Origin of the sequence: Halocatena marina, assembly GCF_023276375.1 — an archaeon.
GTDB classification, from domain to species: domain Archaea; phylum Halobacteriota; class Halobacteria; order Halobacteriales; family Haloarculaceae; genus Halocatena; species Halocatena marina.
On record NZ_JALLPK010000001.1, the window covers coordinates 2,084,834 to 2,105,140 of the forward strand.

20 protein-coding genes and 1 tRNA gene are annotated in these 20,307 nt (G+C 54.9%); 8 read left to right on the forward strand and 13 right to left on the reverse strand.

Annotated elements, in window-relative coordinates; genetic code table 11:
- The first annotated feature begins 67 nt into the window (after nucleotides 1-67).
- Nucleotides 68-138 (forward strand) — tRNA-Gly (locus MW898_RS09360).
- A gap of 768 nt (nucleotides 139-906) precedes the next feature.
- Here MW898_RS09360 and MW898_RS09365 read toward each other — a convergent pair.
- On the reverse strand, nucleotides 907-1,776 hold the full coding sequence (locus MW898_RS09365) for a DUF4349 domain-containing protein (RefSeq protein ID WP_248906569.1): 870 nt from the start codon (nucleotides 1,774-1,776) through the stop codon (nucleotides 907-909).
- A 202-nt stretch (nucleotides 1,777-1,978) separates the two neighbouring features.
- Here MW898_RS09365 and MW898_RS09370 point away from each other — a divergent pair, with 202 nt between their 5' ends.
- Genes MW898_RS09370 through MW898_RS09380 form a run of 3 tightly spaced genes read left to right on the forward strand, consistent with a single transcriptional unit; the run spans nucleotide 1,979 to nucleotide 3,831 of the window.
- Nucleotides 1,979-2,293, forward strand: a complete 315-nt coding sequence (locus MW898_RS09370) for an MTH1187 family thiamine-binding protein (protein WP_248906571.1) — start codon at nucleotides 1,979-1,981, stop codon at nucleotides 2,291-2,293.
- A 60-nt stretch (nucleotides 2,294-2,353) separates the two neighbouring features.
- Nucleotides 2,354-3,346, forward strand: coding sequence for a methenyltetrahydromethanopterin cyclohydrolase (mch, locus tag MW898_RS09375; protein WP_248906573.1), 993 nt, complete (start codon nucleotides 2,354-2,356; stop codon nucleotides 3,344-3,346).
- Entirely contained in the window at nucleotides 3,343-3,831 is a 489-nt protein-coding gene (locus MW898_RS09380) for a double winged helix-containing putative transcriptional regulator (RefSeq protein ID WP_248906575.1), read from the forward strand. Before mch ends, MW898_RS09380 begins: the two co-directional genes overlap by 4 nt.
- 136 nt (nucleotides 3,832-3,967) lie before the next feature.
- On the opposite strand, the gene MW898_RS09385 is transcribed toward MW898_RS09380, so the two are convergent.
- From MW898_RS09385 to MW898_RS09405, 5 genes are all read right to left on the reverse strand, one after another.
- Nucleotides 3,968-5,983: an AMP-dependent synthetase/ligase gene (locus MW898_RS09385; RefSeq protein ID WP_248906577.1), complete on the reverse strand. Its 2,016-nt coding sequence runs from the start codon at nucleotides 5,981-5,983 to the stop codon at nucleotides 3,968-3,970.
- A 146-nt stretch (nucleotides 5,984-6,129) separates the two neighbouring features.
- Nucleotides 6,130-6,948 (reverse strand): helix-turn-helix domain-containing protein, encoded by an 819-nt coding sequence (locus MW898_RS09390; protein ID WP_248906579.1) that lies wholly within the window; start codon nucleotides 6,946-6,948, stop codon nucleotides 6,130-6,132.
- A 281-nt stretch (nucleotides 6,949-7,229) separates the two neighbouring features.
- Nucleotides 7,230-8,831, reverse strand: a complete 1,602-nt coding sequence (locus MW898_RS09395) for a GTPBP1 family GTP-binding protein (protein ID WP_248906581.1) — start codon at nucleotides 8,829-8,831, stop codon at nucleotides 7,230-7,232.
- 74 nt (nucleotides 8,832-8,905) lie between these two features.
- Nucleotides 8,906-9,583 (reverse strand): phosphoglycolate phosphatase, encoded by a 678-nt coding sequence (locus MW898_RS09400; protein WP_248906583.1) that lies wholly within the window; start codon nucleotides 9,581-9,583, stop codon nucleotides 8,906-8,908.
- Nucleotides 9,584-9,638: 55 nt separating this feature from the next.
- Nucleotides 9,639-10,217 (reverse strand): J domain-containing protein, encoded by a 579-nt coding sequence (locus MW898_RS09405; RefSeq protein WP_248906585.1) that lies wholly within the window; start codon nucleotides 10,215-10,217, stop codon nucleotides 9,639-9,641.
- Nucleotides 10,218-10,400: 183 nt separating this feature from the next.
- Between MW898_RS09405 and MW898_RS09410 the strand changes: the two genes are divergently transcribed.
- Entirely contained in the window at nucleotides 10,401-10,604 is a 204-nt protein-coding gene (locus MW898_RS09410; protein ID WP_248906587.1) for a hypothetical protein, read from the forward strand.
- Nucleotides 10,605-10,772: 168 nt separating this feature from the next.
- Here MW898_RS09410 and pyrF read toward each other — a convergent pair whose 3' ends face one another.
- The 4 genes from pyrF to MW898_RS09430 all read right to left on the reverse strand — a co-directional run bounded on the left by pyrF (nucleotide 10,773) and on the right by MW898_RS09430 (nucleotide 12,972).
- Nucleotides 10,773-11,564, reverse strand: a complete 792-nt coding sequence (pyrF, locus tag MW898_RS09415; protein ID WP_248906589.1) for an orotidine-5'-phosphate decarboxylase — start codon at nucleotides 11,562-11,564, stop codon at nucleotides 10,773-10,775.
- 23 nt (nucleotides 11,565-11,587) lie between these two features.
- Nucleotides 11,588-11,866, reverse strand: coding sequence for a hypothetical protein (locus MW898_RS09420; RefSeq protein WP_248906591.1), 279 nt, complete (start codon nucleotides 11,864-11,866; stop codon nucleotides 11,588-11,590).
- Nucleotides 11,867-12,077: 211 nt separating this feature from the next.
- Nucleotides 12,078-12,476: a DUF7993 family protein gene (locus MW898_RS09425; protein WP_248906593.1), complete on the reverse strand. Its 399-nt coding sequence runs from the start codon at nucleotides 12,474-12,476 to the stop codon at nucleotides 12,078-12,080.
- A 46-nt stretch (nucleotides 12,477-12,522) separates the two neighbouring features.
- Nucleotides 12,523-12,972, reverse strand: a complete 450-nt coding sequence (locus tag MW898_RS09430; protein WP_248906596.1) for a DUF2240 family protein — start codon at nucleotides 12,970-12,972, stop codon at nucleotides 12,523-12,525.
- Between the two features lie 83 nt (nucleotides 12,973-13,055).
- Between MW898_RS09430 and MW898_RS09435 the strand changes: the two genes are divergently transcribed.
- A complete protein-coding gene (locus MW898_RS09435; RefSeq protein WP_248906598.1) occupies nucleotides 13,056-13,433 on the forward strand; it encodes a 30S ribosomal protein S8e in 378 nt (125 codons plus the stop codon).
- A 15-nt stretch (nucleotides 13,434-13,448) separates the two neighbouring features.
- Here the strand turns inward: MW898_RS09435 and MW898_RS09440 are convergent, their stop codons facing one another.
- The gene (locus MW898_RS09440) at nucleotides 13,449-14,444 is read right to left on the reverse strand and encodes a phosphate signaling complex PhoU family protein (RefSeq protein WP_248906600.1); all 996 of its coding nucleotides are present in this window, start codon (nucleotides 14,442-14,444) and stop codon (nucleotides 13,449-13,451) included.
- A 304-nt stretch (nucleotides 14,445-14,748) separates the two neighbouring features.
- Here MW898_RS09440 and phoU point away from each other — a divergent pair, with 304 nt between their 5' ends.
- The gene (gene phoU, locus MW898_RS09445) at nucleotides 14,749-15,429 is read left to right on the forward strand and encodes a phosphate signaling complex protein PhoU (RefSeq protein ID WP_248906601.1); all 681 of its coding nucleotides are present in this window, start codon (nucleotides 14,749-14,751) and stop codon (nucleotides 15,427-15,429) included.
- Nucleotides 15,430-15,720: 291 nt separating this feature from the next.
- Here the strand turns inward: phoU and MW898_RS09450 are convergent, their stop codons facing one another.
- Nucleotides 15,721-17,943: a CDC48 family AAA ATPase gene (locus MW898_RS09450; RefSeq protein ID WP_248906603.1), complete on the reverse strand. Its 2,223-nt coding sequence runs from the start codon at nucleotides 17,941-17,943 to the stop codon at nucleotides 15,721-15,723.
- 428 nt (nucleotides 17,944-18,371) lie between these two features.
- Between MW898_RS09450 and larC the strand changes: the two genes are divergently transcribed.
- Entirely contained in the window at nucleotides 18,372-19,709 is a 1,338-nt protein-coding gene (gene larC / locus MW898_RS09455) for a nickel pincer cofactor biosynthesis protein LarC (protein WP_248906605.1), read from the forward strand.
- A gap of 19 nt (nucleotides 19,710-19,728) precedes the next feature.
- Here larC and MW898_RS09460 read toward each other — a convergent pair whose 3' ends face one another.
- Nucleotides 19,729-20,223, reverse strand: a complete 495-nt coding sequence (locus MW898_RS09460) for a VOC family protein (protein WP_248906607.1) — start codon at nucleotides 20,221-20,223, stop codon at nucleotides 19,729-19,731.
- Nucleotides 20,224-20,307 lie beyond the last annotated feature (84 nt).

Sequence of the window (20,307 nt, forward strand, 5' to 3'; positions counted from 1 at the left end):
CAAGGACATGACGACCGCACTCCGGTACGCTTTTATGGTTGACCGCCGTCGGTCTGATTGCAGACAGGCGCTGGTAGTGTAGTGGTATCACGTGACCTTGCCATGGTCACAACCTGGGTTCAAATCCCGGCCAGCGCATTGCTGTTGTTCTTTCGTTTCAAGTTTTAAGTCTCCAGTTGCTAACAGAACTTCATAGTGGCCTGTCCCGATCACGTTCCACCGGACCACGTATTCACGCCACAGCCACGGTGGAACAGCACGGACGCACGCTGGCTGGAATCAATAACAAAACATATCTATTTTTCTGTACGCTTAAGTAAATATAGTTGACATAAGTAGATGGGAAACGATACAGATCATCTCAAATAATCTAGGAACGGTATGATCATCCAAACGATACAACAGCATAGCGTTACGGTCATCGACCACACTATGGAGATGTTATTTCACATGTATTTCCCACATCCATCTCATTTGTCCGATCTCACAGTACGAATGTAGGAGAGGGAGCCGTTGTTTTCTTTAATTCGCAATGCAAATAGTAATAGAACATAAGTGAAAATAGTATGTTCTAATTCGAAAATTATATTGACAATGGATACAACAGAACGAGTCAGCCAGTCGGTTGCCGTGCCCCAACACTCCAAGCTACCGGGATCGACTGGCTGTATTCCATGAACGATTACACTGGATGCTCCCGAACACTCGTTCTCCGCGCAATCACCCTGCGTGCGATTGGATCCGTCACGTCTCCGTACTGTGAGACCTATACGACAAATTACTGACTGAATAATAAAAACATTTTTGAAATTTTAACGAATTGGTTGTAGCTTCTCTCGTAGGTCATAGGATGAGACACAGCATATGGAGTCAGGAGGCACTTTTTCAGTCTGGTCTCTGATCCCGCTACCCCCTTCGTCGACGGAGCACGGTGATAATCCCGAGCAGTGGGAGTCCAAACACGATGAGATACGGGATCGCGTAGGTTCCACCGACGAAGAGTGCACGCACTGCGACGATGACACCGTTGACCGACGAAACAAATGCATCAAGAACACCCGTCTCGTACCATTGCTTCGGTTTCTCGCGTGTGGGTGATGGTTCGTTGAGTTCGACAGTGACTGTCGCGTAGGTGATCTGGTTTTCGAGCGCACGGCGCTGTGCTTTCAGCCGCTCGATTTGTCCCTGGACTGTCGAAAGTCGCTCTCCGACCGCGAGGACACTCTCTGTATCATTCGCCTGATCGTAGAGTTTCCGGAGACGGTCACGCTGAGCGCGGAGGTTTTTCAAGCGTGCTTCGAGATCGACGACACGATCGGTCACGTCTGTCGTATTTGTCTCTGCTCGTCGTACCTCACCCTCTTGCTTTACGCGTTCGAAGAACGTCGAGAAATTCTTCGCGGGAACACGGTAGACGACCCGACCGCTGGTCCACCTCCTGTCTTCCGAACCGCTTACACCCTCCGAAGAGTCGCTCACGAACCCACCATATGACTGGACGGCTTGGGTAAGATTCGTCCTGGCTGCATCGAAGTCCATCACCTGACTACGCACGAACCCGGTTCGAATCAGCGCCTGCTGAGCCTGTGCATTCGATTGGACATCTGACGTTTCTTGAGCAGCATCGCCACCAGTAGCAGATGGTTTGCTACCGCTATCACCACCAGTGTTGCTACTAATACTCTTCGTTCCTCCGAGATCGCTGGCCGAACAACCAGACAGCAAAATGAGAAAAACGAGAGCAAGAACGGTTACCGTTCGTTTAGTCGTCGCCATAACTACTGTTTGACACCTGATCACGTGCAACATCACAACAGAGAGATAAATATTTTATCTTGCAGATACGTGTACACCAGCGTTTCTCTGACGCTGATGGCGGATAGGTTAATGCCGAACAGAGCTCGATCTCGGAGCCATCTTTTGAGAGAGTTGTCGTTGCTGGCAGTACGCTTACGTTCGCTCCGAGAGTGGATCGCGTATGTCCGTTATCGCACTTTTGAGTGTTGCTCCGGTTCAGGAAGACAGTATGGGGGCTGAAGTAGCGAAAGCCGTCGATGCACTCGATGCGTTCGACGTGTCCTATGAGACCAATCCGATGGGAACCGTCATCGAGACAGACAGCATCGGCGAGCTTTTCAGAGCTGCCGAAGCTGCTCATACAGCCGTTGATGGAGATCGGGTGAGTACTGTCTTGAAGATCGATGATAAGCGGACGATCGATCAGTCCGCCAGCGAGAAGGTCGAGAGCGTAGAACACCACCTCGGACGGGCCGCAAAAAGCGACGATCGGTGATTCGAGCGACACGCTATCCGAACCGACAACCGATTTATTACTCGCGCCGGAGCCATTGATATGGAGAGTCTCAACCGGATGGCGACCGAACTCATCGATGAGGCACTTGAGTTCACCGATGAGCTCGCGATCGACGCCTACGAGCTCGAAAACGGAGCGACGGTACTTGATTTCGGAGTCGATGCAATTGGTGGTCTCGAAGCTGGACTATTATTGACCGAGATTCAGACCGCTGGTCTTGCAACTGTCGCGTCTTCACTCGACGAAATCGGAGGCGCTCCCCGACCATTCGTCGAACTCTCGACAGACCATCCCGCACGCGCGCTGCTTTGCTCACAAAAAGCAGGCTGGGAGCTATCTATCGAAGGAGAGAGCACGAGCGATAACGAGGCAGCTGACGATGGAAGCAGCAGTGAAAACGCGATGTACGAGGGGCTCGGGAGTGGTCCGGCCCGTGCACTCGTCGCTACCGAGGAGGAGTTTCGTCAGCTCGGATACGCTGATGCGTTCGATTTCGCGGTTCTTACCGTCGAATCCGACGAACATCCGACGGAGTCGGTCGCAGCCCACGTCGCGGACATGTGTGACGTTCAGCCAGGGAGTGTCTTTCTCCCAGTCTTCTCGACTGCGAGTATCCCAGGAAGTGTTACGATGGCAGCCCGTGCGGCCGAGCTGGTGGTGTTCCGGGCGTTCGAACTCGGATACGATCCGCTCGAACTTCTCTCCGTGTCAGCTCGCGCGCCTGTCGCGCCCGTTGCCAGCGATGAAGCGACTGCCATTGCCCGGACGAACGATGCACTCGCCTACGGTGGTCAGGTCCATCTCACGGTCGAGTCGGATGCCGAGCTCCTCTCAGAGCTTTCCTCAAGCGCGACGGACGAGTACGGTACGCCGTTCGCAGATATTTTCGAATCGGTCGATTGGGACCTATACGAGGTCCCAGAAGCAATCTTCGCGCCAGCACAGGTCACCGTCGATGTGGTAGGTGGTCCAACGAAAGCATACGGGCAAGTGAACGAAGAGCTCTTGCTAAACTCGTTCGGACTACGATGAAATTCAAAGTCATCCCGGAACCACGTTCACGCTCGTTCCTCCGGAAAGCACAGCAGACACTTCCACTTGTTCCCAGTAGTGAGGACGACTGTTGTACCCTTCTCATAGCAGACACCGAGATCGACAGCCGCGACACTGCTCGAGAATGGATCACGTTTCTCCGAGCGCTCGGACTGGTTGCTGAATCAGACGGCCGATACTATCAGCGTCGGAATCGATCAGCAAACGACACCGCAACAGCGTTTCGAGAGCGCGTCTACGCGGCCGAATCAGTGCTGCGGGCACTCGATGAAACAGATTCACTATCGGCTGACGAGATTTTCGAGCGAGTCCGTGTTCCACCGTGGGAGCAAAACCGCCGTCAGGACTGGGAATCCGTCTGGCACGAGCGCGTGCACCGACTACTGGAATGGGCCGTCGTGCTCGACCTCGCAGAACAGGAGGACGAAAACCACTACAGAGCAATCCGTTCAGCGGGAGAATAAACCGTCTTCTCCGGAGACCTCTTCGTAACCGTCGTGGACGCCTGTTACTCAGTCGTTAGCAGGTAACCGAATACCGGGGGTTACGACCCTACAGATCGCTGAATAGTGCTGAACAGTAGCTCGATCGACGAAACGATTAACCCACCATTTTGGGTTCTGTTTCGCTTTTCTCGCCCGAATAGATCCGCTCGATTTTCTCTTCGAATTCGTCGATGATATTTCGGCGTTTGAGTTTCATCGAGGAGGTGAGCATATCATTTTCGGGCGTCCACTCGGTGGCAACGAGTTCGAACGCCTTGATGCGCTCGTGTTTTGCAAAGTCCTCGTTTACGCGTTCGATCTCTTCACCGATCCACTCACGAACACGCTCGTCGGTTGCGATTGCTTCGGGATCGTTGGGGAGATTGACGTCGTTTGCGTCTGCCCATCGGGTGATGGCTTCGAAGTTTGGAACGATCAGTGCACTAATGAACTTCTGATCGTCGCCAAGAACCATTACCTGCTCAGTGCGGTCGCTGGTGGCAAACGAGTCTTCGATAGGACCAGGAGCGATATTCTTTCCGGTATCGAGGACGATCAACTGCTTCAACCGATCGTGGTAGATGAGATACCCGTCGTCGGTTTGTTCGACGATATCACCGGTTCGGAACCATTGTTCAGTTTCTCCATCGCCTCCACTCTCCACGGATGTGAACGCTTCGACGGTCGCTTCGGGGTTGTTCCAGTAGCCTTCAGTGACGTTCGGGCCTTTGACAAGCAGTTCACCGATGTCGCCGGTCGCCTTCTCTCGTTGATCGGGGCCAACTACCTCTTTATCGAGTTTCACGTCGACACCAACCAATGGCGGACCAAGCGTACCGGGACGCATGTCCTCAGTCGGGTTCACACAGACCACCGGAGCGGTTTCTGTGAGACCGTATCCCTCGACGATCGGAAAGCCCATTCCCTGAAACATCCGACAGAGCTCTTCAGAGAGGCTTCCTCCGCCGCTAATCAGCAGCTCTAGATTTCCGCCCATCTGTTCTTTCACGCTACTAAAGACCAACCGATCAGCGAGCGCACGTTTGGCACGGAGTCGCTTGCCGGGATCATCCGTGTTGGCATACTCGGTCGCAACATCGACAGCGAGGTCGAAAATACGCTTTTTCGCATCGGATTCCTGAGCTTGTTCGCGCATCTGATCGTAAATGCGCTCGTAGACCCGAGGAACGCTCGTTACTGCCGATGGTTTCACGGTCGAGATGTCCTCCGAGACGGTATCGGGTGACTCGGCGTAGGAGACGGTCGCACCGGCCGCGAACATCATGAAGTGGTTGGACGTTCGCTCAAATACGTGCGCGAGCGGAAGGAACGACAGCGAAGTGAGCGATGAATCGAGGGCTGGAGCGTCTTTACGATCCGGACGAGGACCGAATCGCTTTCGGATCTGATTGATGTTCGCACGGAAGTTTCGGTGGGTGAGTTTGACGCCCTTCGGTTTACTGGTCGTCCCAGATGTGTAGATGAGACTCGCCAGATCGTTCGGCTCGCGGCCGATGATCCAAGCCTCGTAGTCGCCCTCATTACCGTTCTTCGCGCCGCGTTCGTGAAGCGCGCCGAGCGTGATGATATCCTCACGGTCCTCGTAACCGTCCACTGCGTCGATGACGACAATGAATTCGAGATTGAGACTATCCTCAACTTCGAGCACTCGTTCGAGTAACTCCTCGTTTTCGACGACGACACCAGTTGCATTGGGATCAGAGAGTAGATACTCCACCTGATTCGGTGACGACTCCGTGTAGACCGTCGTTACGACGGCACCGGCTGCTAGCAACGCGAAGTCCGTGTGTGCCCACTCCATGCGTGTGCTCGCAAAGATGGCCACCCTGTCGTCCGGTTCGACGCCGATGTCTCGAAACCCTGCGGTGAGATTCATGACAATGGAATGCATCTCACGGTACGTCAGTTGGCCATACTCACCGGGTGGAGCGGAATCGACGATGCCTGCATCACACAGTGATCGGTCGTACACACCTCCCTTGTACTGCTGTGCAACGCTATCGGAATGGCGCGATGCACTCTCAGCGAAGAGTTGTGATATTGTGTTGTCACCAATAACCGAGTCGGAGTACTCCCGTTCTGCCGTCAGCCAGTCGGGCGTGGAAACCATATTCACCATCTCTGGCACCGATGGTATATACCCGGCTAAAACGAAATACGACGATATTCGAGTTTATCCAAGGGAAGGTTAATAAGATTCGAATATATGTAGACGAATATAATAACCTGTATCTCAGGTAACTAGAATACACTGCGTTACAGTGACGACAATCCTGTAATATTGGTGTTGGTATCGGTCGTCGAACCAGAATCGGAGCCAGTGTCAGAAGCACGACCGAAATCCGGATTTGATCCAAACCCGAGGCTCGGATCTTTGAACGTCTCTCTAATGAGAGCATCGTGCCCTCGACGGAGTCGTTCAGAGAGTGCTTGGTGTGAGATATCGAGGATGTCGGCGAGTTCGTCGAGCGTGATCTGTCTTGGAACGCTGAAGTAGCCGCGCTTGTGCGCTTCCGCGAGCGCTTCGTGCTGTTCGGCGGTTAGCCCAAGCGGTGTTGACTCCGAGGTATCGTCACCGAGTCCGCGGATGCGGTCGATTGTATACGTCAGATTGTACTGCTGGCAGCATTCGCAGGTACGTTGGAGAGCCTGACGCGAGGAGAATAGAAGTTCAAACGTCCATTGGTCGTCAGTGCCGTATCCGTCGAGGAGGATTACCTCCGAGTTTAGAATGATCTGACAGAGGAGATGGACTTCGTGTTGCCAGTGTATTCGGTAGAGTCGACGGTCGTCAGCGTGGATGATCTCTTCAGCAGCGTTCACACTCGGATCGGCCGCCATCGCACTCTCCAGTGCGGCATAATCGTCTGTTTGCGCCCACATCAGCGGCATAACAGCCTCGTTTCCTGTGGCCACGAGATCCGAACACTCGAATCTAAGCTCCGAGAGGGCTGTGAAGGTCTCGTGGAGGGCGAACTCTTCAGCGGGGATACGAGCAGTCACAAGAGTCGCGCTCTCGTGCTGTGGTGCTCCGGTCGATGCCGATGGTTCGTCCCGCTGTTGTTTCGGTTTCATAGGGAGTCACTGCTGTCCAAAGACGTGTCCGAACAGGGAGTTGCTGGTGCACACCAAGAGGACGGCGAATCCGACAGACCACAACTGGTGTGCCGTCCCGCCGGAATCGTGCTTTGTAGTTGTTTGTTTGGCTCCCGAGGGATAACCCTTCTCACCACTTTATAGAAATGCGTTGATAGAGTGATTTGAACCCGCTTTGGTGCTGTGGAATACGCTTGGCTCACCAGAGAAGAGTACTGAGTAACTGAATTATCTTTGTATCGACCGGTCAGATTATTCGCCTAGTTTTCTGACAGGTCGAGTATCGTTCCGACACCTTTGCTTTGTCCCTCCCGGAACACGAACCGCTGACCCTCCTCAACCACGTACGGGCGGAATTTGAATCGAACACGCGTTCGACCAGAATCACCAGGGAGCAGTTGTCGGCCCTCCGGATAGAAGGCAGCCGCCTCACACACTGTTTCAACGTGGACGACTGGTTCGTAGCCGTCGTTGATGCGCGTGGGATGGTTCAGCACCATCACTTCTGCTTCGAACTCCCGAACGGGCTTCGGGTCAGCATCGCGTGGAACGAGGATCATTCCGCGTTCGATGTCAACTTCGCGGATGCCTTTGAGCGCGATGCCGACGATGCGACCCGCCTTAGCTTCGTCGACGCGGTGATAGTGCATCTCGATAGAGCGAACCTCCACGTCTCTGAACGAGCCATCGGCCATCGGCCCGATTAGAAGTTCATCACCCGCCTCAACGGTTCCAGAGCGGACCGTTCCGGATGCGACGGCACCGACGCCGGTGATCTTGTACGTACGATCGATGTACATCGAGAACTCGCCTGTCCCATCGGCGGTCTTTGGAAGCTGTTCGAACAGCTCATCGAGCACTGGCAACCCAGCCATCGTCACCGCGCTTGTCGTAACGACCGGAACCACAGTTTCCGAAATCTCTTCGATAGCGGCCTCGACGCCGTGTCGCTGTATTCCCAGCGGCGAGCGATCGGCGTCTCGAAGTAAGCGTTCGACCTCGCGTTCGACCTCATGAACGCGCTTGTCGGTCACCATATCGGCTTTCGTGATGGCGACGATCGTCGGTAGTTCGGTGGCGAGCAGAATGCCGAGATGCTCACGGGTGGTCTTCGTCGGCCCGTCGTCCGCTGCGATCGTCAACAAACCGTAATCGAGTTTTTGTCCGACAAGTCCGCGGATCGTCGTTCGGAGCCACGGCTCGTGACCCACAGTATCGACGAACGAAACGAGTCGATCGGCCTCTTCGACGATTCGCGCGCGGTCTTGCTTCCGGTGAGGATTGTTCGTCCGGATCGGACCATCGTCGTCGAAACCGTAGACGCCATACGAAAGATCGGCCGAAAGCCCGCGTTCGACTTCGTGTGGTTGAACATCGAGAAAGCTGCGCGTGCTTCCTTCCCCGTTATCGGGCTGTCCCGTCACGAGCGAGCCAACAAGCGTGCTCTTTCCGTGATCGACGTGTCCTGCGGTACCGACAACGATGTGCCCATCATCAGTGTTGAGCATCGATCCTTCGCAGATGGTTGCGACACCGACCAATCCTTCGTCACCGACACCCCACGTCTGTACCTCCTCGATGTGCGATCCAGCTTCCTCTGAGAGCAACGAGAGAACATCCATCGACTCGGAAAACGTCTCCGCATCGATTCCGGCAAGGCCACCATCGTCAGTGACACCAACGACGTACGTCGCCTCGCCGTCACCGGAGAGCACCCGGTGGCGTAGTTGTGCTGCGAGGCTTTCGAGACGACCATCAGCGAGGTGGATTTCGCGTGTGAGTCGTTCTTTGAACTCAACATTACCGCCCTCCTGCTCACCGCGCTCGAGTGCTTGTTCGAGTACAGCCCGGTCCGGGCTCATTGATCGTTACTAGCGGTTGATCGAATAAAAGGTTTCGCGCCGGTCTACCGGACGGATGCACAGCTGAACAGACATCAACGATCGTTTCGAATCATTTCTAGTGCTTCGAGTAAACCGTCAACGAATGCGCCATCTGTAATGTGATCGGCGGCTGATTTCGCTCGGTCGTCAGCGTTTGCCACCGCGTAGGCTTCGCCAGCAATTTCGAACATTGCAGCGTCATTTTCGGAATCACCGACAACGGCGAACGATTCCGGATCGTTACCAAGACGAGACGTGATATTCGTGAGTCCAGTTCCCTTATCCACATCGTGTGCGGTTACGTGATACGCGTACCCGGTATCGAACACGCGCATCCCCTCGCGTTCGGCGATCTCACGGAGGGGTTCGAGCGGTTGATCACAGCTCACAGCAAGCTCTGTTTCCCGCCATCGATTTGCAAAGTCTACACCCTCCCACCCGAGCGAGTATCCTTCTTCGGAGTATTGTTCGATGACCCGATGGGCGGCCTCACGGTCACCGGTAAACACGATCTCATCATCATCAGCGAGGTAGACCGCTCCTCCGTTCTCCGCGATGATACGAACTGGAATGCCTAGAAATTCACAGAGTCCGACCGGATACGGGAGTGATTTCCCGGTTGCGATGACGACTGGTTCGGGCCATTCGCGGAGAGGTTCGAACACCCTCGGGTCGAGCGATTGGTCCGCGCGGGTCAGTGTTCCGTCAATGTCGACTGCCAATGCTCGCATACACGTGATCGTCTCCCTGCACTCAAGTATACATCCGTTGCTCAGACGCTTTGTCCTAACTACTTGTGAGTTGTTCGTATGCAGCGTTTACACGCTTGAACGCCTCTTTGCTCCCTGTTTCAGTGTCTGGATGGGCGTCCTTTACCTTCTCTCGGTAGGCGCGCTTGATCGCTGGTTTGTCCGCACCTGGATCGAGGTCGAGAATGTCGTACGCCTCCCTCCGCGTTGGCATCGTCGGGCTTGACGATGATGGCTGCCCAGTCTGTCGGGTCCGTCTACCTTCTCCGTGTTGACCGTTGTGCGTCTGGCGCTGGCGTTGCGTGCTGAAGCCGGCGCGTCGCGCCCATTCACTTCGTGGTTGCCAATCTTCGCGCGGACCAGCACCGAAGCCGCCGCGACTGCGTTCGTTCTGTCCATTGTTGGCTCGTCCAAGTTCTTCGACGCGCCGATAGACGCGTCGTGAGAGCCGTCCAGACGCCTGATACCACATGAGATAGGCAACGATTCCGAACAAAAACGCAACGAGGAAGACGAACGGCTCATATACGATACCAACGACAACCAAAAGCGCGGCTAATCCTGCAAAAACGGCGGCAATCGACAGTATGAGCCGATTTCTATCCACTATTCCCATTATTAGTCGAGGAACATTCTCGTTTTCGGTCGTAAACAGACATGACTGATGGATTATATTTGGAAACGATGCAATTCTCGTCTCTTTCCATCGAATCCTGATCTCCGTCGGTTGGTCCAATGACTACGACGAGCACCAATGATCGTCATAGGATTCTTGTCGTGACAGATGCTACCTTTCTGCATGAGTGTTTCCGGACTGTGTGAGTTCTGCATGCAAAACGAGGTCGTAGACGGATGTGACCGGTGTGGACGCCTCGTCTGTGAGCGCCACTACGATAAGAAGACAGGATTTTGCACGGACTGTCTCAAAGAGATGGGACAATCACCAGAAGAGAATGATACCCAGCATCGCAAGCCCGATGACGTCGATACGTACCGATTTTGATTGGAGGGTTGGGGTGGGTAATGAGCGAGTTGGCCGGCATATAACAGCAGTAACAGCGACATGACTGTTCGCTCACACCGAATCGTTTCGGCAGCTTCAGTGATACTCTCATCTGAGAAATAGACGGTCGACAAAACACACCATCGTTTTCCCTGCTCGAAATCGAATTTACGTTCGATATCGATTGAGTTGCCGTTTGAGGCGTTTTGCCGCCTCACCTGCGGCTCTTGCGAACTGCTCGCCCTCGCCAGCAAAGATAATTCCCCGCGAAGAGTTGATGAGCCCGACACCGTCCGCGAGTCCAAACTCGACGGCTGCTTCGGCATCACCACCCTGTGCCCCAACACCGGGAACGAGAAACGGGATATCGGGGACTTGTTCGCGCACGTCCTGTAGCTCTTCAGGAGCAGTTGCTCCGACTACCAGCCCGACGTTCCCGTGCTCGTTCCATCCGTCGGCGAGATCTGCGACTCGCTCATAGACCGCCTCACCGCTCTCGAGTTCGAGATTCTGAATGTCCGAGCCGCCTGGGTTCGAGGTGCGACAGAGGACGAAGATTCCCTTCTCTTCGCGCGAAAGGAACGGCTCCACTGAATCCCGTCCCAAGTAAGGGTTCACTGTGATGGCGTCAGCGTGATCCAGCAGCGCAGCATATCGGCGCGCGGTGTTGCCGATGTCAGCTCGCTTTGCATCGAGCAAGATGGGGACGCCTTTTCCCTCGGCGTACGCGATCGTTTCCCTGAGTGCCCGCCACCCGTCTGCGTCCTCGTAGAAGGCCGCATTGGGCTTGTAGGCGGCTGCGTGCTCGTGGGTAGCATCAATGATCCGGCGATTGAACGCCCAGCGTGGGAGATCATGCTCAGAGAGATGATCCGGAATCCGCCGCATATCGGGATCGAGACCAACACAGACGACGCTATCGATAGTGCTGATGCGTTCACGGAGGCGGTCAAAGAACATACCGCCCATTTTGTGGGAGGGGATTAGGCGCTTCCGTCTGTGTCATCGGGACTAGCATCCCTGCTTTCGTCGTCTGTTCGTGATGTACGATCGCATGCTCCCGTTCGTTGGAACGCACCGCGTCGTTCGAGATCAGATGGTGTTCGACACATCTCTGGTGCGCTCGTCGACTGCGGGACAACGCAGTTGTTACAGTTCTCACAGAGGACAGTCGCACGTCTATCTGTAAGCAATCGAGCGGCCAGACGCGGCTCCGCGTAGTTCGCTGATGACCGCCGTCCCCTGAAAGATGAGTCCAACACCGGACACAGCAACCGATTCGAGCTCTCTGATAAGTGTCTTGACCGTCTCGTCACCGGTACCAGCATATTCGAGCAACGGCGCACTTCGCCCGGTTCACCCGCTTATCGAGTGAGAAGAGCACACCCCGGAATCGTCGCTACCTTCTGAAGAGTGGAATCCCGTAGAGCAGGTGCAAAAACGAAAGCACGGCCCAAAATCAACAGCCTGCAATCACGACTCGTTATGCGTGGCCGCTATGGCTGTACGGATAACATCGAGGACGCGTTTTATCTCGCCTCCGTCTTCGAGAAAGACGAGCACGCGGGGAGGCGCAACGGCTTTCGGTCGCGCGCGCAAGTTCGCCTCTTCACTGACCGATGGGATTGCGTCGAGACCTGCCCGAAATTCGAGGCGAGCGCGGTCTGTGTGGATGTATACATCGGCAAGCTGAGTCACTTCATCGCCATCAGTTGTGATCGTGTACGCGAACGTCCCGCTGTCGCTCCCTTCGGCGTCTGGGTCAACATCGACTACATCGAGAGTGGAGAGCAGCCCATCGGCTCGGGCAGTCACTTCACTTGCGAGTAGTTCACCAATGCGTCGGCCGTCGGTTACGCGCTCGTTAGTCATGCTATACACCCCATATAATGTCGTAGACTCTGATATAACATATCAATCACGACTCGTGGAGATCAGACAGCGCGCGTTCGGCTACATTACTCACGTCGAGTCCCATACGATGGGCATACAACACTGCTGCAGCATCGATCGTCAATCCGAGCTCCGTCTGTAACCGATTGATTGCGGCGACGGATTCCTGTTTCGTCTCGCCCGCATCGACGAGTGCGCTGAGTACTCGCTCGAACGTCGTTCGGGTGCGGAGGATCGATTCATCCGGCGCAAAATCTTCTGGAACCGAGACCGATTCCGGAGCAAATTCAGCGACAAGCTCGCCGTCGTCGCGTCGGAGTATTCCTTCACCGACAGCGACATCGATGAGTCGCTTTGCCTGATTGGGGGAGAACCAATCGCGGTCGAGCGACAACGCGACGATGAATTCGCTTTCCTCAATGCGTGACTGACCCTTCGTGCGAAATGGTGCGCCGACGGCTACGCGGAGACTCATCGCTCATGCTCCCTTTCGCCCACGACCTAATACTGTCGTTCTGCATCGAGCATTTGAAGTACTTCTCTGGGCTGTGTAGCGGTATGAAGGATCAGGGACGTTCTCCCAAGAAACGAACTGGTGGCCGCCGTCGGCCGATTCGTAAAAAGCGCAAGCATCAACTCGGTCGTTCGCCGACGGAGACCCGTGTCGGCGATACGAAGCTCAAGACGATCGATGTCCAAGGTGGAGAGACGAAAGTCCGCGCCATCTCGGTGGACACCGCGAATGTAGCAACCGGAGACGGTGTCGTCAGCTCGACGATCGAAACCGTCGTCGAGAACGGCGCAAACCCCAACTACGTCCGACGTAACATCATCACGAAGGGCGCAATCATCGAAACTGACGATGGACGCGCGCGCGTCACGTCCCGCCCCGGACAGGTCGGACAAGTCAGCGCTGTTCTTCTCGACGAAGAGTAGCCGTTTTTTCAGACGTTACGGTTTCGGCGCAGCGTTCTGAAGCGCCGTTTCGGCGATGTTGCCTCCGTAGTCGGCGCTGCGCGAGAGCGAGTCGACGATGAGCCCAAGCGGCTGGGCCTGTTGTGGATCGAGTTCGCGGATGTCTCCGTCGACATCTCGTGCCAGTGAATCCATATCACGAACGTGCTCGCGGGCCTCATTCCCTAGTCTCGTCGCTTCTTCCGGATCGTCGTCAAGCACGGCCTCCATCGACATCTCGACGGCGTTGGAGGCCTCTGACCGGAGCTCTAGAAGTCCCTCCGCGACTTCGTCCGAGATCTCGCCGAGCTCGAGTGCGAGTTCTGCGATCTTCGTCGCGTGATCTGCGACACGCTCAAGCTGTCGCGCGCTCGAATGGTAATCGAAGCACGTCTCCCGTGGAAGCCCGACTTCGGTCGCAGCACTCGGATCTCGAAGCACTGACCGGAATACCCGCGAAACCATATACCAAAGTCGATCGACGTCGTCGTCGCGCTCGATAACATCCGCCGCCAGGTCGGTGTCGTTTTCGACGAGGGCCGTGACAGCGTCGGAAAGCATACTGAGCGAGACGAGACGCATCCGCGTGATGGCATTTACAATAGATAGTTCCGAAGAATCGAGAAGATCCTGAAGCGACACTTTCTCACTCGTTTCGCCGATCACTTCGAGACCAACGAGTCGCTGCGATGACTGTCTGATTGCTCGCCGCTGGGCAGCTGTGATCCGAGAGGATGTGAGTGTGATAACGTCGAACCCACTCACATACATTGTCACTACTGTCCGCATCAACTCCGATCCATCGAGGTCTGTAATATCGAGCTGTCCCTCTGTCCGTTCTCGATCGCCTCGCGGCATCAATAACAACGAGTCGTCTTCCGGGTAGAACTCGACAACGCTCCCTGCCTCGACACCGTTGTCTGTTGCCCACGATTTCGGAAGCGAAACGGTGTACGTCGACCCACCAGTTACCTGCACCTTTCGCGTTTCCATATATACCATGACGCATGCAGAACAATAAATCAATCTATCGCTATATACCTGCGAGCAATATACGGTGTCTTAAATACTCTCTCGTCAATAATGGGAATGAAATCCTGCAGAACTGTATTTGGTGTAGCGGATATAACCCTCTCAATTGATCGTGATTAATATCTCTCTGTACGCCTCACTCCCTCACAGTCAATAGAATATTGTTGTATACATTGTCAACTATACTCGTGAATTTATTTCTGAAGAGGCATATATTTGAATTCATATCCCAGAGATATATGGTTCCAGCGTTACGAGATCTCCCATGGCACGTGAGGGATATCAGGAGCAACTCGATCAGCTTCGAGAGGACGTGTTGTACATGAGTGAAGTGGTGACCGAGAGCCTCCGGCGCGGTCTCGACGCACTCGAACAGAAAGACGACGATCTCGCGTGGATGGTGATCGAGGGAGACGAGGAGATCAACGAGATGTATTTAGAGCTCGAACAGAGCTGTATCGATCTCTTTGCACTCCAGCAACCCGTGGCAGGTGATCTTCGATTTATCGCGTCCTCGTTCAAGATCATCACCGACCTCGAACGCATTGCCGATCTCGCAACCAATCTCGGTGATTACGCACTCAACGCTGAAAGCGACGTATATCCCGAGGTCGATATTCAAGCAATCGGTGATCTAACGCTCGTGATGGTCGATGAGGCCATGACGGCCTACGCGGCCGAAGACACATCAGCCTGTTATGAAATTGCTGACCGAGACGACGATCTCGACGATCTGTGCGAGCGCGCGAGTGGTACCGTTGTTCGGGACCTCATCGAAACCGAGTTCGATTCTCTCAATGACGACACGGATGTCGAGAATCTCATGCAGGATGTTTCGCGGCTTTTGCTCACAATTCGTGATTTAGAGCGGGTTGGCGACCACGCCGTAAATATCGCCGCGCGAACGCTGTACATGGTCGACAATAGCGACGAGCTGATTTACTGAAATCCACCTTTTTCTATTCAGGTGTGCTTTGAGCACAACTCGGCGAGACGGTCGCCGTCGCTGGGACGCCCCACACTCACTTGCTGCGCTTGAGTGAACGCGAAAAATCACCTGTGGAATCAGAGCGTGCTTTACTGCGTCCACGAGGTGTCCGTCGTTTGAAAGTGATTGAACAGCGATTAAATGAGAACTTCTGGAACGGCTGGCGATAATAGGTGTGCTAAATAAATCAGCAAGTGAATAAATAGAATCGCTCGACCTGTCGAGAGTGGGGGGCTCGCTCTCCGATTTCTACTGGAATCCGATGCGTCCGCCTTGTTGTTGCTCGACCATATCCCGGCCACCGCGGAAGCGGTCTTCGATCTGTTCGTAGTAGCTCCGAATTTCGTCGGTGATGGTCGGACGGACCGCTTCCATCGCTTGACGGAAGTGGCGCATCTCCACCTCTTCGTTCTCCGGATCGTCACGGAGTGCTTCGATGGCGGACTCCCGGCAGATGCTCTGGATATCACTCCCGACGTAGCCGTTCGTCAGCTCTGCGAGCTCACGAAGGCTCACATCGGGTGCGAGTGGCGTGTCCGCAGTGTGGATTTGGAAGATCTGTTTGCGGCCCTCAAGTTCGGGTTCGCCGATGTAGACGAGTCGATCGAACCGTCCAGAGCGGATGAGTGCGGGATCGATCATGTCCGGGCGGTTCGTTGCACCGATGACCATCACGTTCTCCATCTCCTCCAACCCATCCAGTTCGGTCAGTAGCTGATTGACCACGCGTTCGGAGACGTTGCTCCCCACGTCACCGCCCCGGTTGGGAGCGAGGCTGTCGAGCTCGTCGAAGAAGATGACCGTGGGAGAGACCTGCCGTCCCTTGCGGAACGTCTGCCGGATGGCTTTCTCGGATTCACCAACCCACTTCGAGAGCAGTTGTGGCCCGCGAACACTGATGAAGTTGGCGTTCGTCTCGTTGGCCACTGCCTTGGCCATGAGCGTCTTTCCGGTCCCCGGTGGACCATACAGAAGGACGCCCGAGGGAGGCGTGATTCCGAGACGTTCGAACCGTTCCGGGCTGTTCATCGGCCACTCAATTGACTCTTGGACTTGCCCTTTCGGCTCGTTCAAACCGCCTACGTCATCCCACGTAACTTTCGGAAGTTCGACGAGGACCTCGCGCATCGCGCTCGGGTCGACTTCGTTCAGCGCACCACGGAAGTCACCACGTTTGATGATCATCCGATCGATGAGGCTCGGCGGGATGTCTTCCTCATCGAGGTCGATCTCTGGTAGATACCGCCGGAGTGCCTTCATCGCTGCTTCTTTCGTCAGCGATTCGATGTCAGCACCGACGAATCCGTGGGTTTCGTCCGCGAGCCTCCCGAGATTCACGTCATCAGAGAGCGGCATCCCCCGCGTGTGGATCTGTAAGATCTCCTCGCGGCCCGTCTCGTCGGGAACGCCAATTTCGATTTCCCTGTCAAAGCGGCCGGGACGCCGCAGTGCAGGATCAACGCTGTCGACGCGGTTGGTCGCGCCGATGACGATGACTTGCCCACGCGATTCGAGGCCGTCCATCATCGTCAGCAACTGAGCGACGACGCGTCGTTCGACTTCGCCGGTTACGTCCTCTCGCTTCGGTGCGATGGAGTCGAGTTCATCAATGAAGATGATAGCCGGGGACTCCTCACTCGCATCCTCGAAGATTTCGCGCAGTTGTTGCTCGGATTCGCCGTAGTATTTCGAGATGATCTCCGGACCGGCAATGGAGAAGAAACTCGCGCTTGTCTCGTTTGCGACTGCCTTTGCAAGCAGCGTCTTTCCGGTACCTGGTGGTCCGTGCAAGAGAACACCCTGTGGCGGCTCGATACCGAGCTTCTTGAAGATCTGCGGGTGCTTCATTGGCAGCTCGACCATCTCACGGACGCGCTGAATTTCGTTTTTGAGGCCGCCAATGTCTTCGTAGGTGATGCCAGCGCCTCGGCTCTCGAATCCCGAGATCGGCTCTTCACGGAGTTCGACGTCCGTGTCCTCGGTGATGAGCACGACATCTTCCGGGTCAGTTTCGACCGCAATGAGCGGAATCGCCTGCCCTGGCGATCGCATGAATGGATGATTCGTGCTCGACATCACTGGGACGATGTCGCGCTGCGCGACCGGACGCTTCAGAATCTGCCGTTTCACCATCCCGGCTGCGTCACTGCCAAACTGTACACTCGCTTCCTCCGGTGGTGCAAGCACCAATTTCTCTGCTTTCTTTGCCTCCGCTTTCCTGATTTTGACGCGTTCACCGATGCCTACGTCCGCATTCTGACGAGTGAACCCATCGATACGTACTGTATCTGTGTTCCAATCCTGCCGGTCGGCACGCCATACCTTGGCCGCAGTCGTGTCACTGCCCTCTATTTCGATAATATCGCCCGGGCTGAGCTTCAAGTGAAGAAGCGTGTCCGGGTCGAGACGAGCGATCCCACGCCCCGAATCATTCGGGTACGCCTTTGCCACCTCCAATTGGACTTCATTCATGGTACTGCGTGGTTAGTAGAAATCGGCACCCCTGGGTGATAGCCCTTTTGCTCGCGTCAGACGATTTGATCGCGTCGAATTCATATGAATTCGAGTATGTCAGGATGACACACACCTGTGTTGATGTACATAATCTGATCTAACTCATCACACCCTGAGTCAACTCATCGTATCTTGATTCAGCCATCCACAGTCTGATCTGCCCATCTCTTTCTGACAGAACCGAAGATCACCATATGGAAATGGTAATGGTTTGATATAACCCAATCAGATACGGCTCTGCTCTACTCCATTCCCTTCGATTGTACTTTTTAAAGAGTGTTTAGTACCATCTATTATACAGTTGGAACGCGGCGGTACGGTTGGATACCAGCTATACACTGATCGATGGCGACACGGTTTTTCGCACCGCCACCCGATCTCCGAATATGAAGACGCTGGCGTTCGACGGACGAATGGGTGCGAGCGGAGATATGATTCTCGGGGCGTTACTCGCCGCCGGAGCCACAACCGATGCACTCGCTCCCGTGGTGGACACACTCGATGTCGACTACGATGTGGACACCGAGATGAAAAACGGTATCAGCGCAACCCGTGTCGTCGTCCGGCTCACCGACGTAAATAATTCAGATCATTCTCACGACCACAGCCACGACCACGATCATTCTCACGACCACAGCCACGACCACGATCATTCTCACGACCACAGTCACGACCACGACCATTCTCACGACCACAGTCACGACCACGACCATTCCCACGACCATGCCGAAGGGAGTGGACCGCTTCGATCGTACACCGAAGTTCTCGAGATAGTCGAATCGATGGAACTTCCAGCAGCCATCGAGCAGGATGCGAAGGCAGTTTTTCGTCTCCTGGGAGAGGCAGAGGCCTCAGTTCACGGCACTGCCCTCGATGAAACACATTTTCACGAGGTCGGGGCAGACGATGCCATTGCTGACGTTGTCGGTGCGTGTCTATTGTTCGATGATCTTGGGGTGGACCAGATCGTCACGACGCCGCTTGCGACGGGCGGAGGAGAGGCTTCGATGAGTCACGGAACGTATCCCGTTCCCACACCGGCGGTGACTAACATCGCTGCTGAGGCCGAGTGGGAAGTTCGAGGCGGTCCTGTTGGGGCCGAGCTACTTACGCCCACGGGCGCAGCCATTCTCGCTTACTTTGCGGACGGAAACGAAACGCTCCCAACACTCCGTATCGATCGATCGGGTTACGGTGCCGGAGGCTACGATTTCCCAGAGCATCCAAACGTCCTCCGGTCGATCGTCGGACAATCGCGCGGAGGATTGGTTCGAGACGACATTCAGGTGCTCGAAACAAATCTCGACGACGTCACGCCCGAAGTACTTGGTGGGCTTCACGACACCCTGACGGAGGCTGGTGCAAGAGATGTCTCGATCCTTCCAGTGACGATGAAAAAATCTCGACCCGGTCACCTCGTAAAGGTCATTGTCAAGCCTGAGGACGCACAACGGGTCGCTCAACGACTGGCCGAAGAGACGGGCACACTCGGCATTCGTAAAACGAGTGTCGAACACCGCTTTATCGCTCAGCGAGAGTTCGAGACGGTGTCGCTGAAAATCGATGGCGACTCGTATGATGTGCGGGTTAAGCTCGCGCGGGACACAGACGACAACGTGTACGATGTGAGTGCAGAGTACGACGATGCCGCGGTAGTAGCAGCCAAGACAGGACGACCGACACGAGAGATACTGCGCCGGGCAGAAAACGCAATCGACCAATAGACGTCGTCGCTGTCTTTTCTCAGCCGGTTGTGTCTATCTGGTATGTGTCCTTTATAGAACGTGTGTAGAGTTCGATGATGTTGTCTTCGGTGTCCTTGAAGTACAATGATCGGGAAGGGATATGTTCACGCTCACGTACTGTCGTCGAGAGACCCGACTGTTCGATTTGCTCGCGGGCGGTTTCGAAATCAGCGTCGTCCACATCAAGAGCGAAGTGCACGTGTTCGCCACCTTCGTCGTAGAGAGCAGTCGCTGGCCACGACGAGACGGGTTGTTCTTTCTGTTTCAGGTCGGATGTAGTGAAATCTCGGGGGAGCCAGAGTCCGAGTCGGGTGTTGCCACCAACGTATAGCCATGTCGCCCAGACGGTGCCCTCATCAGTCACATCGGCCTCTGGATCGTTCCACTGTTCGAGAATTGGAAATCCGAGTGTTTCTGACCAAAACTCGACCGCTCGGTCCATCTCTTCTACTTCGAGGACGAGTTCCGAAACGCCGTTAACGGGCAGATCCATAGATATTCATTCGAATTTGATCAAGTTAATGCTACGGCACTCGGCTTTGGATAATTACTTTCACGCACATAATTCTGTAAATAT

Excerpts from the sequence above, each read along its gene's own strand:
- MW898_RS09365 (WP_248906569.1), bottom strand. The coding sequence starts at position 1,776 with ATGGCGACGACTAAACGAACGGTAACCGTTCTTGCTCTCGTTTTTCTC.
- MW898_RS09370 (WP_248906571.1), top strand. The coding sequence starts at position 1,979 with ATGTCCGTTATCGCACTTTTGAGTGTTGCTCCGGTTCAGGAAGACAGT.
- mch (WP_248906573.1), top strand. The coding sequence starts at position 2,354 with ATGGAGAGTCTCAACCGGATGGCGACCGAACTCATCGATGAGGCACTT.
- MW898_RS09380 (WP_248906575.1), top strand. The coding sequence starts at position 3,343 with ATGAAATTCAAAGTCATCCCGGAACCACGTTCACGCTCGTTCCTCCGG.
- MW898_RS09385 (WP_248906577.1), bottom strand. The coding sequence starts at position 5,983 with ATGGTTTCCACGCCCGACTGGCTGACGGCAGAACGGGAGTACTCCGAC.
- MW898_RS09390 (WP_248906579.1), bottom strand. The coding sequence starts at position 6,948 with ATGAAACCGAAACAACAGCGGGACGAACCATCGGCATCGACCGGAGCA.
- MW898_RS09395 (WP_248906581.1), bottom strand. The coding sequence starts at position 8,831 with ATGAGCCCGGACCGGGCTGTACTCGAACAAGCACTCGAGCGCGGTGAG.
- MW898_RS09400 (WP_248906583.1), bottom strand. The coding sequence starts at position 9,583 with ATGCGAGCATTGGCAGTCGACATTGACGGAACACTGACCCGCGCGGAC.
- MW898_RS09405 (WP_248906585.1), bottom strand. The coding sequence starts at position 10,217 with ATGGGAATAGTGGATAGAAATCGGCTCATACTGTCGATTGCCGCCGTT.
- MW898_RS09410 (WP_248906587.1), top strand. The coding sequence starts at position 10,401 with ATGAGTGTTTCCGGACTGTGTGAGTTCTGCATGCAAAACGAGGTCGTA.
- pyrF (WP_248906589.1), bottom strand. The coding sequence starts at position 11,564 with ATGTTCTTTGACCGCCTCCGTGAACGCATCAGCACTATCGATAGCGTC.
- MW898_RS09425 (WP_248906593.1), bottom strand. The coding sequence starts at position 12,476 with ATGACTAACGAGCGCGTAACCGACGGCCGACGCATTGGTGAACTACTC.
- MW898_RS09430 (WP_248906596.1), bottom strand. The coding sequence starts at position 12,972 with ATGAGTCTCCGCGTAGCCGTCGGCGCACCATTTCGCACGAAGGGTCAG.
- MW898_RS09435 (WP_248906598.1), top strand. The coding sequence starts at position 13,056 with ATGAAGGATCAGGGACGTTCTCCCAAGAAACGAACTGGTGGCCGCCGT.
- MW898_RS09440 (WP_248906600.1), bottom strand. The coding sequence starts at position 14,444 with ATGGAAACGCGAAAGGTGCAGGTAACTGGTGGGTCGACGTACACCGTT.
- phoU (WP_248906601.1), top strand. The coding sequence starts at position 14,749 with ATGGCACGTGAGGGATATCAGGAGCAACTCGATCAGCTTCGAGAGGAC.
- MW898_RS09450 (WP_248906603.1), bottom strand. The coding sequence starts at position 17,943 with ATGAATGAAGTCCAATTGGAGGTGGCAAAGGCGTACCCGAATGATTCG.
- larC (WP_248906605.1), top strand. The coding sequence starts at position 18,372 with ATGAAGACGCTGGCGTTCGACGGACGAATGGGTGCGAGCGGAGATATG.
- MW898_RS09460 (WP_248906607.1), bottom strand. The coding sequence starts at position 20,223 with ATGGATCTGCCCGTTAACGGCGTTTCGGAACTCGTCCTCGAAGTAGAA.